At 58.9% G+C, this 12,804-nt stretch carries 15 protein-coding genes; 5 read left to right on the top strand and 10 right to left on the bottom strand.

Going from position 1 to position 12,804, the window contains the following annotated elements; translation table 11 throughout:
* Positions 1–86: 86 nt before the first annotated feature.
* Complete coding sequence (locus tag DPV79_RS27100; protein WP_113046941.1) at positions 87–452, top strand: hypothetical protein; 366 nt, start codon at positions 87–89, stop codon at positions 450–452.
* 239 nt (positions 453–691) lie between these two features.
* Positions 692–1,318, top strand: a complete 627-nt coding sequence (locus DPV79_RS27095) for a hypothetical protein (RefSeq protein WP_113046940.1) — start codon at positions 692–694, stop codon at positions 1,316–1,318.
* A gap of 329 nt (positions 1,319–1,647) precedes the next feature.
* Here the strand turns inward: DPV79_RS27095 and DPV79_RS27090 are convergent, their stop codons facing one another.
* Positions 1,648–1,971: a hypothetical protein gene (locus DPV79_RS27090; protein ID WP_133295732.1), complete on the bottom strand. Its 324-nt coding sequence runs from the start codon at positions 1,969–1,971 to the stop codon at positions 1,648–1,650.
* Positions 1,972–2,294: 323 nt separating this feature from the next.
* Between DPV79_RS27090 and DPV79_RS27085 the strand changes: the two genes are divergently transcribed.
* On the top strand, positions 2,295–2,486 hold the full coding sequence (locus DPV79_RS27085) for a hypothetical protein (protein ID WP_113046998.1): 192 nt from the start codon (positions 2,295–2,297) through the stop codon (positions 2,484–2,486).
* 37 nt (positions 2,487–2,523) lie between these two features.
* Here DPV79_RS27085 and DPV79_RS27080 read toward each other — a convergent pair whose 3' ends face one another.
* On the bottom strand, positions 2,524–3,252 hold the full coding sequence (locus tag DPV79_RS27080) for a hypothetical protein (RefSeq protein WP_113046938.1): 729 nt from the start codon (positions 3,250–3,252) through the stop codon (positions 2,524–2,526).
* 178 nt (positions 3,253–3,430) lie between these two features.
* Here DPV79_RS27080 and DPV79_RS27075 point away from each other — a divergent pair, with 178 nt between their 5' ends.
* Positions 3,431–4,180, top strand: coding sequence for a DNA/RNA non-specific endonuclease (locus tag DPV79_RS27075; RefSeq protein WP_113046937.1), 750 nt, complete (start codon positions 3,431–3,433; stop codon positions 4,178–4,180).
* Positions 4,170–4,436: a hypothetical protein gene (locus DPV79_RS27070; protein WP_113046936.1), complete on the top strand. Its 267-nt coding sequence runs from the start codon at positions 4,170–4,172 to the stop codon at positions 4,434–4,436. Before DPV79_RS27075 ends, DPV79_RS27070 begins: the two co-directional genes overlap by 11 nt.
* Positions 4,437–4,558: 122 nt before the next feature.
* Here the strand turns inward: DPV79_RS27070 and DPV79_RS27065 are convergent, their stop codons facing one another.
* The 8 genes from DPV79_RS27065 to tssG all read right to left on the bottom strand — a co-directional run.
* Positions 4,559–5,497: a hypothetical protein gene (locus tag DPV79_RS27065; protein WP_113046935.1), complete on the bottom strand. Its 939-nt coding sequence runs from the start codon at positions 5,495–5,497 to the stop codon at positions 4,559–4,561.
* A gap of 56 nt (positions 5,498–5,553) precedes the next feature.
* Positions 5,554–6,717 (bottom strand): AlbA family DNA-binding domain-containing protein, encoded by a 1,164-nt coding sequence (locus DPV79_RS27060; protein ID WP_165843578.1) that lies wholly within the window; start codon positions 6,715–6,717, stop codon positions 5,554–5,556.
* A gap of 138 nt (positions 6,718–6,855) precedes the next feature.
* The gene (locus DPV79_RS42260; RefSeq protein ID WP_133295731.1) at positions 6,856–7,491 is read right to left on the bottom strand and encodes an NlpC/P60 family protein; all 636 of its coding nucleotides are present in this window, start codon (positions 7,489–7,491) and stop codon (positions 6,856–6,858) included.
* 68 nt (positions 7,492–7,559) lie between these two features.
* Positions 7,560–8,864, bottom strand: coding sequence for a hypothetical protein (locus tag DPV79_RS27055; protein WP_133295730.1), 1,305 nt, complete (start codon positions 8,862–8,864; stop codon positions 7,560–7,562).
* Positions 8,865–9,105: 241 nt separating this feature from the next.
* Positions 9,106–10,266, bottom strand: coding sequence for a sterol desaturase family protein (locus DPV79_RS27050; protein WP_244321824.1), 1,161 nt, complete (start codon positions 10,264–10,266; stop codon positions 9,106–9,108).
* Positions 10,267–10,865: 599 nt separating this feature from the next.
* On the bottom strand, positions 10,866–11,081 hold the full coding sequence (locus tag DPV79_RS42255; protein WP_133295729.1) for a hypothetical protein: 216 nt from the start codon (positions 11,079–11,081) through the stop codon (positions 10,866–10,868).
* A gap of 45 nt (positions 11,082–11,126) precedes the next feature.
* Positions 11,127–12,230, bottom strand: coding sequence for a type VI secretion system protein TssA (locus DPV79_RS27045; protein ID WP_113046931.1), 1,104 nt, complete (start codon positions 12,228–12,230; stop codon positions 11,127–11,129).
* On the bottom strand, positions 12,227–12,804 hold a 578-nt coding region (gene tssG / locus DPV79_RS27040), incomplete at its 5' end, for a type VI secretion system baseplate subunit TssG (protein ID WP_113046930.1). The genes tssG and DPV79_RS27045, both read right to left, overlap by 4 nt.

Here is a 12,804-nt window from a genome sequence, read left to right as displayed (position 1 = left end):
TGACCAGGTCGCCTGCTGCCTGCCCTGCGGCGGCGGGCGTTCGCTGCCGATAACCAGGCACGACGATTACGGACACGCCTGAAGCGATGGATGCAAAACGAAGCGACCTGCCTCCCGATGAACCTCTCCACGTCGCCGCGGCCACGTTGTTCCTGCTGGCCGGCAAAACGGCCTGCGCGAGCGAGACGCCGCCCTGGGGACGAGAACGCGCGCTTGAGCTGATCGATACACTGCTTGCGTTTGTCACGCAGCATGGCTTCGCGCAGGCAGACGCACTACGCGCGAAGCTGACTACCGGCATCCGTACCGAGCGCACCCGGCTGCTCGCGGAGGTCGCGTTCAGTGCGGCACCCGCATCAGATCTGCTCGACGTCATCCGGCGCACGGGCTTTCATGCCAACCTGCACAAACCTGAAGAGAAGCCGAATGCGGGAGGTGAACGCCAAAACTGAGGCTCGTTCCGGAGATGCTGCCAGCAGGTGCGCTCTGTCGCACCTGCCATCGCTCCTTGCCATTTTTTTTGTTCTTCGGAGATTTCCGGGATGTCGCTTGCCGAGCTAACACGGATCGTCAACGAACGAAAATTGGTTTCCGAAGGCGGTCGATCAGATTCATACTTACGCCACTGCCGCTTACGGGCAACGAAGAAAAGCGCTTATCAAATATCACATACCTAAATTAGAGGTTATAGGTGGCAACATTCAAGACCACGCTTCAGGACGGAACGCAGATTGAAGTCAAGCACGAAGACGTAGCGAAATATGCCGAGGCCAGGGGGCTTGACGAAATTGCAGCCGGTAGGTATTCGAAGCTGTTCGCATTCAAACTGTTTCTGCACGAAACCTTCGATAGCCTTGATCCTCGTTTCGTCCTCGAGGAACTCAAGTCGTTAGAAGGGCAGCCTAACGGGGCACTCAACACCAAGCCTCCCAGCGAATTCAGTCAAGCGCCGCTGAAGGGGCTTTGGCATAAGCATTTCTTTTCCGATCTGTTCGTGGAACAGAATATCGCAACTCAAATGACCCCAAAGAAGCTCACCGAGGTAGTCAACCGTGTGGCCGATCCTGCCAGGTCATCCGTAATCACGAAAGACATGATCCGCGAGCTTGTGCATGAGGTGACCGAGGGAGCCCTCCTGGAACGGGAAAGCCAGAACAAGCTGACCGGCGAGTGGATCGTATTTGCCAAACACAGCGGCCAGAACTACTACCTGACGATTGCCAAGCACCCTGCGGGGCGTGCCGCAGGCGATCAAGCAATATTTAACGAAATCGAGTCTATCGCATACGAACAGTTTCCCTTCTTGAACACCCCTTGATTGATCGCAGGATGAGCGCGGGCAGGTCAAATACCGGTCGTCTCGCAATGACCGATTCTGGCCGCACCCGCTCCTAGGATAGCCGAAGCCACTCGACCAAATCGTGGCCGGCGAGTTTACACAGGGTGTTCGCTGAAGGCCCGCATGCAAACCCTCGGACTGGGCGCAGTCAAAATGCAACGACCGCACACTTTAGCGTGCAGCCCGTCGCAGCGCTCATGCAGCAACCGACACGCGCGGCAACTGCGCCACCCACGGCACACTACTCAACCAGTCGCGGCGAGGGGGCACCGCGCTGCCCGCACAAAACGAACATGCCCTGGTAACGCTTATTCCATCGGCTCACCCAGCCACGGCAGCGGCTGCGGCGACACCACGAAGGTGGTCAGCTCGTTGTCGGGCTGCGTCCAGATCAAGCCAAACCGCATGGTGTCTGCACTCGGCAAGATAAATGCGTGCGGCTCGTCATGAAAATCGCCCGACCATCCCGACGCCGTGGCCGCCTCCATCGCAGCTTCGTATTCGATGTCCAGAACACCACCGATGAACTCGTCTGCGCCGTCTTCGGCCAGTTCCCTGCGCAATTCGGCGAAGGTTCGCATCCAGTGGAATCGACCATCGGGTTTCGACATTGAATAAACATGCCACGTCATTTTTATTTCCTCGTTCGGCAAATGGTTGTCGCTTGATACATCGCATCGGCAAATCCGACGCGCTTTCATAGTTATCGGCAGGAGGTGCAGTCCCTTTACTTCTGTCGTGCGGCTCGACGAGTGGCGGTCGTGGTGCGCAGCTGAAAAGCGTCCTGGCTAAAGCGGGTTCGCGGTGAGGCATAAGCAGGTGCGCCCAGGCGCACCTGCGGTCCTGATCAGTCGTTTTCTTTTGTTCATCGACGATCATGGTGCCCGTCAACCTCCAGTTTCGCGGGCTGATAGAATTCAGCACCAAACTTGCAGCACTACGGGGTCAGCAGAGCATGGATTACCGCGTCAGCTACGAACACAGTCTGAAGGACAGACCGGATGACTTCATTACCCATGTTCCGTCGCAGTTCGTGGAAAACGTACCGGCCAACGTGCCTCGCGCGCTGCTGCCCGAATACATCACCGAACTGATCCTGAAGCGCTCGCCGCAGATCGGGAAAATCCGAAATCTTCGGATTCTCTGACGATCGAGATCCGGTCGGCCCCAAATCCGCTCATCGATCACCCGATCTTGACGATCGACATGTAACCCTGCAACGCGAGCGGCGTCTGATTCTGCGAGCCGAGCACTTTCGCAAAGCCCATCCACAGCGGGTTACTGCTTCCCCAGTTCGCCTGCACGCCGCTCATGTGCAGGGAGCCGAGCACGCCGGAGACCGAAGCGCTACCTACCGGTACATCCGGATATTGCTGGACGGCGTCCTGGTACACGCCCGGATACGCGTAGCCTTGACCAACCGCGAAATACATCTGCGCTGGCAACTGGTATGTATCGGTCGACGTTGCAAGAATCTTTGCACTACCCGACACCAGATAGACGCCGGAGAGAATGGAAATCGTGCCATCGGCATTCGCGGTGTACTCGAAGCCATTGGCCGCCGAGACGCCGACGCGGAAATCGAGCTGGTACCAATTGCCCATGTCGATACCGCGACCACCATTGGCTTGCGCGCCGTGACCGAGTTCGATCGTCAGCACGGGCAGGATGCCATGCGGCAACAGGAGGTCGATGAGCTGGCTTCCATCGACTGCCGGCAATCTGCCGCTGGCGTCGAGCACAACAACATCGCCGGGCGCGGTGCCCGCCTGCGACTTGGGGATCGCGGCGTCTGCCGTCGTCTCCGCGCTGGTGGCTTTTGCGGCTATAGCTTGAAGCCCAGGGCCGAGATCAGTGATTGCATTCCCCAGCGCGGTGAGCGCCGAGGAAAGGGATTGTTGTGAGCATGTCACGATGTACTCCTTGAAAGGAACGATGAACCATAGGATTCTTCTTCGCCCCTTGCCCTCATGTCACTGCTGTCGTATCGCCGTTGCCTACCGGATTGCCGAAGCGAATTGCGCTCCGGTATTGCGGTCAGTGGTGGGGTTCCGCCGTATACTTCGCGGCTCCTCACTCAATGCAGTTTCTATGCGGAAAATTTTCGCCTGCGTGCTGATGGTGCTCGCCACGCACACCTTCGCTTCCAACTCCTGCACGCAGTTCAGTCCAAAAGGCAAATCCCCGGTCGTCGTCAATCCGCGGATAGCGGCGAAGACGCGCCTCCTGTGCTATTCAGATTTTGAGGTGTTGCACGCGAGCATCACGCACGGACCGCTCTGGTCGGCGGAACACCTGACCCGTACTCATCTGGCGGCGGCGAAGAACGAGATTCGCACGAACCGATTCTTCGAAGAGTCGCGGTTACCCAACGGAGAAGGCGCGCGGCTCACGGACTACCGCAAAAGTGGCTACGATCGCGGGCACATGAGTCCAGCTGGAGATCGTTGGAATGATCGGGCAATGGCCGAATCGTTTACGCTTGCAAACATGGTGCCGCAGAATCCGACGAACAATCGTCACCTGTGGGCACACATTGAGGAAGCGGTTCGCCGGATCGCGCTGCGCGCGACGGACACATACGTTGTCACGGGGCCGCTGTTCAAGGGGGCAGAATTGACGACGATCGGCAAATCTGGCGTCATCGTTCCAACCCAGATTTTCAAGGTAGTCTATGTACCTCAGAAGCGGCTCGCGTTCGCAGTCGTCGCTAATAACACCGCAACCAAGCGCTACACGATCGCGACGGTACATGAGCTTGAGGCACAAAGCGGCTTGCGATTCCCCGGCATTCCTGAGTCGCTGAAGGACACACGCATCGGAGGTCTGAATGGAGTTTAAGGCGTTTGCAGATGACGCGACCGTCGTGAACATTCACGGCGACGCGCTCACCGTGACCAACGATCCTGAGCGCATCGTATTGTCGGGCACGTTGGAGCTGACGCGCGACAAGGCCGGGCTCGCCGCCGCGCTTGCGCTGCAACAGGCGATCGCGAGCATCCTCGACGTGCTTCAGCACGATGCCGCGTTGCCCGAACGCGTCCGCGAGGAGCCTGCTGCACGAAGGGGCAAGATCAAAAATCCGTTCGAAGAGTGAATAGCGGTGTAATAGATCTCGAAGGGGAATCGTCCGGATGCGCGTCCCACGCCGCGGACGCATTTCGAGAACCATCACGCGGCTATCGACGTGCTCCCGTTGGTTGGACGGACCGCAGGCTATCAGCGTGTCCAGCGTAGCTCTCTGTAGATCATACCGAGCAATGCAATGGAGGTTTCCGCATCGGCTTCGCTGGGCGGCATGGTATCCCTCTTGATCTGCTCGGCCGACTTCCCGCGCGAGTGCATCCTGGCGAGAATCTTGGCCGTATTGCCGAGGATGTCCCTCGTTTGCGACGAGAAGAAATCGCCCAGTTTTGCCAGATCCTGCACCTTCGCAACTTTCCCTTCTTCAACAGTATCACGCTCCGCGTGCAGTGCTGCGGTGGCAGCTTCACGGCATCGATCGATGACGCTTTCCGCATCGTCGCGGAAAGCGGAGCTGGCAGCCTTCTCGTACTGCTCCAGGACGAGTTTCCTATATGCCTCGGGAATCAGTTCAACGATTAATTCCGGTAATCCGCTCAAGCTGGGACGCGTTCGAACGGTGATCAATTCCTCACCCGTCGCCAACCGCTCGACATCAAGGACTGAATGCACCATCGCGCGATCGCCGGAACCCATGACCAACACAGCATTGCGGCGCTTCTTGAGAAACTCTTCCGATACACGCCATGATTCGAAGGTCGTAAGCTCCATCGAAAAAAATCCGCGCTCGTCTGGAACGCCGTAACCATCTCCGTTCGTTGAGATGCTCAAGCCGGAGGTGGCATACGCAGGGTGTCTCTGGACGCGCCAATTCGCGGGGTTTACCTGCTGACGACGGATATACAGCCGACCGCGCCTCACGCGTGCAACTGGGTCGAACGAATCTTCGCGAAACAGCATCGGTGCGTCTGTCAGGCGCACGACTGTTCGATCGCGCCTCCAGGCCGCCAGTTCTCCGATATGGGATACCAGCGACATGAACGGCGACGGCCAGATCGCATGCCCATACAGGCTCAGCGAGCCTTCGTAGAAGAGGGATGTGTTGTCGTCGATCCCGATATTTAATCCGTTCATAGCGCCCCCCGGTGCACCTTGGGACTCAAGCCCATGGTGAAGCTACTGGTGTTGTCTCAACGCCTATCAATTCGTTCCCCGCCCTCGTTGTAATTTAACGAACGCTCCATTCCTGCCGACTGCCACACGAGGTCGAAGACGGGCCTTAATGCTCGTTCAGCCGCTAGTTCCGACGGCAACAGTACATCAGGCAACACAAGATTTTTTCGATCAAAGTAGCCCTGGTGGTCGTCAAGCACGTAGCGCACGCGCTCCAGTCCGAGTTCGGCGCGATCGGCGTTCAAGATGGAAATCATGCAGGTCATTTCGATACCGATGTTGAGATGCGCGTACTCGTTCCTAATACGTCGCAATAGCTCAATGAAGTGATCTTCGTAAGCAATGCTGCCCAATCCGGTTCGCCCCCGATCAACGAACTGGAGAACCTTGACCGTCTCGAAAAAACCGTTGCGAAAGAGCTGTGAGTATCCGTGTGTACCTTCAGGCCCTGGGTTGCGCACGACGAGGGCGCCGTCCGCATTCACGCGTGCGATCGGCATCGTCGCGCCCAATACAGGAAGCGTGCGATCACGCAAGTATGGAATAGGATCAATTTGTACTGCTCCGAGCGCTGCCTGAGTGGGGACGAAGTGACCGACCAGGATGACGCCAGGCACAAGCCGATGGGCAGCTTCTCCCGCAAGTAGTTTCCCCAGCCGCTCAGTGCGGAAGTTCCGGACGCGTTCTGCCTGCTGGACGGAGTGCACAAACAGGCCGCGAATTTCCGGGATGTCCAGTTGCCGCTTACGGCCGTTCTCGCGAATAAAGAAATGTTGATTCGACTTCACGCGATGAGGGCCCGCCCAGCTTTGAGGCACACGGATCACCACGACAAATCCCCCATCGACAGGGACAGGCTGGACCTGAAGGCCTGGTATCCGCGGCTCGATGCCGTTCATCAAGACATCTTGCAGGCGGCGAGCCTCTTCATCCGAATTACCGGGCTGGGGAACGACAGCCGCCGCACGCCCTTGCCCGTCTTCATCCATGCCGTAGATGAGATCGCCGCCGGAGCTATTTGCGAATGCAGAAACGTCCGCCAGGAATTCGTGACGCCCGCCGCCGTCCGGCCGTGGAAGCTCGCGTTTGATGTCCAGATAAGTGCCTTCACTCACCTGATCGGCAACTAACGCATTTAGATCGGCTTCGTTGGTAGCCGCGAGATCGCGAGGCAATGCCATATTTGCTCCCCCTCTCAAGAGTAACGCGGCTCGATCAGTGAAGCTGTGCCGTCCAATCGCGCGTCGTACGTCAGTATGCCCACAGGCGGCAGGCTCATCAAATGCCGGTTGCATTGACATTGATAACCACTCGCACGCTCACGGAGCGCGACGCGCATATGCGAATGTCGAACATAGCCGGCTCACGGAATGTTCTTCCGGCTTCCCTGACCACCAGTCATTATCGACTGTCCGCCCGTCACCGACGGCGATACCGACGTGCCAATGAGTATTTGGACATCGCACTATGCCAGTGTGCCTTGGTCGCCAGAACACAACGTCACCGGGCTTAAGGTCTTCGATTTTCACGATCTTCGGCCAGCGCGACAAGGCAGAGTCGATAGCCGAAACCGAAGCAAGAGTGCCGATTGGATGACACGCTGCCCGGAAGATCGCGCTCACCGTGTACGCGCACGAGAGCAGCCCTGGAAATTGCAGACCGACATAGCTCGCTCGCGTGGCCACGGTCCAACGCTGCATGCCGTAAAGAGAACCGTCCTGCTGCACGGCGCCAGGTGAGGCAATCGCAGCCTGCGTCAAGCGCTGTGCAAGCGGCTGTCCGCATTGCATCGGCGACATCTCACTGCTCGTCGCGTATGTGCTGCCGCCTGCCAAGACCTGCGCCGCCAAGGCTGCCAGACAGAGGCGCTTTACCACTGTCGATCGATTGCCTGGCATCACCATCATTTCAAAAGTGTTTTTCGTTGTGCAGACATTGCGATATTTCGAGTTCATGTGTCTGGATATTTTTCCGTAATGACTCGACCTGCTACGACATTCGTCCACCGATTGTCGTCGGTGCGTCAGGGCCTTTCTGGTCTGAGCGCGCCACGTAGTTGCACATATGACCGTGCTTCAGCTTGTAACGCATCGTACGGTTTTGACATTTCAGCGAGAATTTCGGCTTGCGCGTCCTTACAGCCCTGCTCGTCACAATGTGTCGGCTCCATCTTCGTCCAGACAGATTTGCCGTCGTGAAAGTACTGATCCCAGTGAATGGTGTTCATGTCTTCCACCGTGGCTGCCTGCGTGTCGTAGTAAATGTCGCCGGAATAGCCGACGAGTTCATCGTTGAAAAAAGTCCATCTCTCAGTCCGGATTGGCAGCACGTTGTACGCCGGGTGTGCGTTATCGCCGCGCACGCGCATCGACAGTTGCAGGAGCGGACCGAATTCAGTCAAGTCCGCATACGCGCCCTCGCTACTGCGACGGAACCAGCGCGTCATGCCTTCGGAGACAGGAAGAGGGCCACCGAGTCGGGCCGCATCATGAACGCCTTCGAGATCGATCTTGACCTGTGCGGCGGCGATTCTGCTTGGTGGCAGATGGCCGTGTGCAGCGCCGGCTTGACTGCCAAAGTCTTCGCCCACTAGCGGGCAAGTGTCGTGCATCAGACGCTCCAATGACATCCGTTTCGAATCGGTACTGAGTTGAACCACAACCGGGATTCGGATCTCCGGAAAACCCGATGGTGTTGAGAGGAACAGGCAGTCCTGATCGTCGCCTCGCGTCTGCGACGGGTCGTAATCCTCAAAATGGACCAGGTATTCGAACGCCGGGTCGGGCGGATCGCGATCAAGAGCGGAGGGCGTCGCCGTAATCTTCTTGACGAGCGAGCGATAGCTTGGCTGTTGGTAGAGCGTATTGGCAGGCACTTCCAAATAGAGACCCGAGAGCACATATCCGCCCTCAAGAGCCGCAGGCATTTCGACGCTAAAGGCGCGTGGTGCGCCGGGATTTGCGTCTGCCGCGATCGTGGTCGGTAATGCCCGGTTCTGTTCCGTTGAATCTTCGCTCCAGTGCGGTGCGGGCCAGCAGCCAACGCCGACTTCGCAGCCGAGCAGATGAAACGAATGGGTTGTGTGGGTATAAGTTGCAATAACCTTGGTACGTGTCGACAGACTGCTCAGTACTTCGGCATTCTCCTTGGTTGTGAGAAACGGCGCATAGAGGTCGCGAATGCCGAACGTGATGCGAACATTTTTGGACGGGGGGGTGACCTGATGGGGTTTTGTCAGGAACATCAGGCCCGCCAACATGGCAGCGATCGCGAGCACCGCGACGTGGCCACCCATGATTCGTTGACGGAGGGTATGGATGAGTGACATATAAGTGATTTTATTGTCGGAACAGGCCGGGCTCCGGCTGGTCCATTTCCTGGGGGGCACGTCACGCGTTCCTGCAATCGCACGATGAACCACCGCGACAAATAAAAGTGCCGATTGATCCGTCAGGACGTGCCGGCTCCGACTTGCACAGTTATCTAACTACTCAGAGCCGAGCCTGACGTCGCCGCGTCATTGAACGAGATTGGCCAATGCACGCGTTATGTGATTGCGGCGACAGCAATCACGATTGCGCCACATCTGTCCTTGTGTTGTCGCGACGAAACGGAAAGCGCTGCTGCTTGATGAAGCCGTCAGGTACGTAGTCACCCACCACGCCATACTTTTCTGGAAACGCGCGCTTCGATTTCACGGAAGTGCCGAATATGTAATCGATGAACGAGAAGTGGGCAGCGTAGTTCTTGTCAATCGCCTCGTCTTCCGAAGAGTGATGCCAGTGATGGAAGTCCGGTGTCACGAAGATGTATCGGAGCGGTCCCCACGGCAGATGTACATTGGCATGATTGAACACGGCCTGGAAGCCGACGATGATGATGTAGATGTCGACCACCGTCTTGTCGAATCCAAGCACGAACAACGGACCCAGCACGGCCACGCGTGTGACGACCAACTCAAGAATGTGCTGACGGGACCCGGCCAGCCAGTCCATCGTCTTGACGCTGTGGTGCACGGCATGAAAGCGCCACAGGAATGGCACCTCGTGATATGCGCGGTGCGTGACGTACTCCATCAGGTCTGCCACCAGCATGCAGAGCAGCAACTGCGGGAGGAACCAGATGTGCTGCACCATCTGCTGGAATTCGGCATTGACCATCCAGCCGAACACGTGATGAATCAAAAAATTTACCACTAGCAGTACCAGGCCGACGATGAAGTGGTTGACGGCAAAATGAGCCATATCGGTTTGCCATTCGGCGCGGAAGACCGGTTGATTGCGATAGAGCGGGAATGCCTTCTCGAGCAGGATGAAGATCGTGGTCGAACCCAGCAGATCGAGAATGAACCAGTCGAGTCCGATGTACGGCGTGTGGTCGGGGAAATCACCCACCGACACACGCGAGCCGCCCAGCGTCACCGCAGCCAGTACCAGGACAAAGGCAAGTCCATTAAGCCGCCGCCGGTTACCCAGCACGATACTGGCGAGCGCCAGGCCGCCCGAGACGATCAATGCCGCGAAGAGAAGGGTTCGCATCGTGTCGACGGAATAAACGTGGCGCAGTTCCGGCGTCGTGAGGTATTGAGGAAAATGAAATGCCAGTACGCCCAGCAGGCAAAGGAAGGCCAACACCAATGCAAGAATGGTCGCGATCAGCCCCTGGCCCCATCTCAGTGCGCCGCTGGTGCGAGCGAGCTTGGAGGCGTCATGTACGGTTTGGGCCGCAATGTGCTGTGATGTTGTCCCTTTTCTACGACTCTCGCCGTCTGGCGGCGTATGGCTGGAATTCATGTTCGTAATCGGAGTAGTTCAAGGTTGAAGGGTGAATAGGCTTGGTTTGCTGAGCGACATTAGCGCTCAGCCACCGTGTCAGGAGCTTAGTCGGGACCGCTTGGATGAGCTTGACGATCTGCCTGCCGCCGAATTGTTCGGCGCACCTCGTGCTAGTTTCGAAGTGCTGGTTGTCACGGAGCGTCGGTCAAGTCCGGGTGCGTCCGGGGTTCGAGCTGTGTGTGAATTCACAGTGAGTGGTTTCATGGCGGCCGACGCAAATGCGGCGATCGGGTCGCTGTCCGTCGGACCGACGCGACGGCGGGCATGGCTCCCGCCTTCGGTCGCCGCGCCGGTTTTACGGCCCGACCCATGGGCGGTGTTGCTCGTTCGGGTTGTGGCTGACGCATGCTGTTGCGCCTCGTGCTGCAGCGCCGTCTCGCTCATCCATTGTTCGCGATACTCTGCGCACGCGGCGCCGTCGCACAGGAGGAGCATCGAGGTCGCGACGATTAGCACAGCCGCGGTCGTGAAGGTTCGCTGTGTCATCGTTACGTTCAGTGGCGGACCGGAACAGCAGTGGCTGTGTGAACCAATATCGCATCGAGACACGCCCAGGTGGCGAACACCGACACGAGGATCGCTGCGATCGATGCGCGCAGCAGCCAGCGCGGCGCTGTCCGGCGTGTTTCTTTCTCAACCGGCTCGCGCGTGCGTTGCCAGACGACTCGCTTTAGCTCGCCAATGCCTGCCGAATAGTGCTGGTCGCTCATGTTTCTGTCTTCCGTCTCGTCGTATACGTTTGTCGTGCAGCGTTTTCAAGACGCATCGGCATCTTCCCACTGTGCAAGAAGATCCGCGGGAATCGCCTTGACGATGTCGGCATAGCGTTTGCCGACGAACTGTTCGGCGCGCCTGAGCAACACCGGAATCGGACTGCTCGGTTCGTGGGCTTCGAACCACGCGCGGGCCGTGCGGATCAACGCAAGCGCCGCCTGGCGGTCAGCCGGCGCAGAGCCGGATTGCATCGTCGTGGTGTCGGGAACGCCAACAGGTGCGGTATTCGCCGGTTTGGGCGTGGCTATCGCTTCGTGTTCGCCGACCTCGTCCGTGACGGGAGCCGCTTCGGTGGATTGCACATCGGGTTCGGCTGCAGCCAGCGACGCAGGCGCGCCTAACCTGCTGAGTAGCCGTGTCACCGGCGACAGGTCTGGCTGGTACGCTTCAAGATGACGGGTGCACCAGTCATCGATCGCGGCAAGATTCGCGATTGCCTCGTCGAAGCCCGCCATGACGGTAGGTTGGTGCGTGCGAAGGTCGTGAAGCTGCTGCGCGACAGAATCCGGCGCGAGCGCATCGGCCGGTCTCGGATGTGCAAACGCTCGCTCGACGTCGCGGACCTGCAGGCGCGTCACGGTCGATTTCGTGAGCACCATTTCGCGCACGTCGGCGAGCAGTCCCTCGGGGTCGGCGAGCGCCTGCAGTGCATTCATCCGCATTTCGAGTGCAGCGCTGCGTTCTCCGTCGACGTCGGGCTGTGGATGAACGCTGTCTGTAAACGTGTCCAGCCAGGCGGTGAGGAGCCCCGTGCCTTCCGCGAGACCTGACGCGCCAGCCAGTCGAGTGCGGCAACGGGTATAAAGCACGGCGACACGGACGTCCTTGGTGCGCATCATCAGTCGCCGGCAATCGCGCTCGACTTCACTCCAGCTGACGGGATCGGGTGTGCCGACGAATGCGCCGTACTGCGCGTCCTGTCTGGGCGCCGCGTTCGCGAAGAGTACGACGAAATCGTGGTCGTATTCGAGGTCCGGGCCGCACGGTGCGACGTCGCTCACAGGCGCAAGCCAGTCATGATGGGGCGCGCGCCCGGCAGGGGCTTTGCCGGAGTCTGCCCGCTGAACGGATGGTTTCTTGCTCATGGTCGATTTTCAGATTCGGTGGCGCGGCGATTGAAGTACCGAACGTAGCGCTCAGGCTCGAAGCGCATGCCGGTAATCGGTTTGTGGGGGCTCGGGCGGCCCAGCCACCCAGACCAGCCCATGCGCTGCTCGCCGCCCATCACGGCCGGCGGCGCGCTCTCGGGCCGGATGCGCAGCTCGAGTTCCCATTCCAGTTCATGGCCGACGAACGCCCGCACCCATTCAACGAGCCTCGGCAGATCCTCGCCCTGGGGCGTGAAACGCAGATACGCGTCGAGATCGACCGGGCCGATGACGATACGGAACCGGTGCTGGCGATCTGGCGCGACGCGGCCGAGCATGGCGCCGTGTCCCATCGTCGCGGCCGGCCCCGGTCGGCCCATGCGTCCCTGATCAGCGGGATCGATCGCGATCCAGTGAAACACGTTCTCCTCGATCACAACTGGGACGCCGAAGTAGTGTTCGAGCGTCGCGCGCAGTCCGTCCGGATTGCGCGACTCGCGCACGAGGTGCGCCGAGGCTGCGAGTCGCGCATGCGAGGGCAGGGGACGCTGCTGGATTTCGTTGACGTCCT

The organism is Burkholderia reimsis (assembly GCF_003294055.1).
In the GTDB taxonomy this organism is placed as follows: domain Bacteria; phylum Pseudomonadota; class Gammaproteobacteria; order Burkholderiales; family Burkholderiaceae; genus Burkholderia; species Burkholderia cepacia.
The sequence above is the reverse complement of the archived record's forward strand: the minus strand, read 5'-3'. Positions and strand labels throughout refer to the sequence as shown.

What these genes read in the sequence shown, in the direction of transcription:
- DPV79_RS27100 (WP_113046941.1), top strand. Translation starts at nt 87, where the DNA reads ATGGATGCAAAACGAAGCGACCTGCCTCCCGATGAACCTCTCCACGTC.
- DPV79_RS27090 (WP_133295732.1), bottom strand. Translation starts at nt 1,971, where the DNA reads ATGACGTGGCATGTTTATTCAATGTCGAAACCCGATGGTCGATTCCAC.
- DPV79_RS27085 (WP_113046998.1), top strand. Translation starts at nt 2,295, where the DNA reads ATGGATTACCGCGTCAGCTACGAACACAGTCTGAAGGACAGACCGGAT.
- DPV79_RS27075 (WP_113046937.1), top strand. Translation starts at nt 3,431, where the DNA reads ATGCGGAAAATTTTCGCCTGCGTGCTGATGGTGCTCGCCACGCACACC.
- DPV79_RS27070 (WP_113046936.1), top strand. Translation starts at nt 4,170, where the DNA reads ATGGAGTTTAAGGCGTTTGCAGATGACGCGACCGTCGTGAACATTCAC.
- DPV79_RS27065 (WP_113046935.1), bottom strand. Translation starts at nt 5,497, where the DNA reads ATGAACGGATTAAATATCGGGATCGACGACAACACATCCCTCTTCTAC.
- DPV79_RS27060 (WP_165843578.1), bottom strand. Translation starts at nt 6,717, where the DNA reads ATGGCATTGCCTCGCGATCTCGCGGCTACCAACGAAGCCGATCTAAAT.
- DPV79_RS42260 (WP_133295731.1), bottom strand. Translation starts at nt 7,491, where the DNA reads ATGAACTCGAAATATCGCAATGTCTGCACAACGAAAAACACTTTTGAA.
- DPV79_RS27055 (WP_133295730.1), bottom strand. Translation starts at nt 8,864, where the DNA reads ATGTCACTCATCCATACCCTCCGTCAACGAATCATGGGTGGCCACGTC.
- DPV79_RS42255 (WP_133295729.1), bottom strand. Translation starts at nt 11,081, where the DNA reads ATGAGCGACCAGCACTATTCGGCAGGCATTGGCGAGCTAAAGCGAGTC.
- DPV79_RS27045 (WP_113046931.1), bottom strand. Translation starts at nt 12,230, where the DNA reads ATGAGCAAGAAACCATCCGTTCAGCGGGCAGACTCCGGCAAAGCCCCT.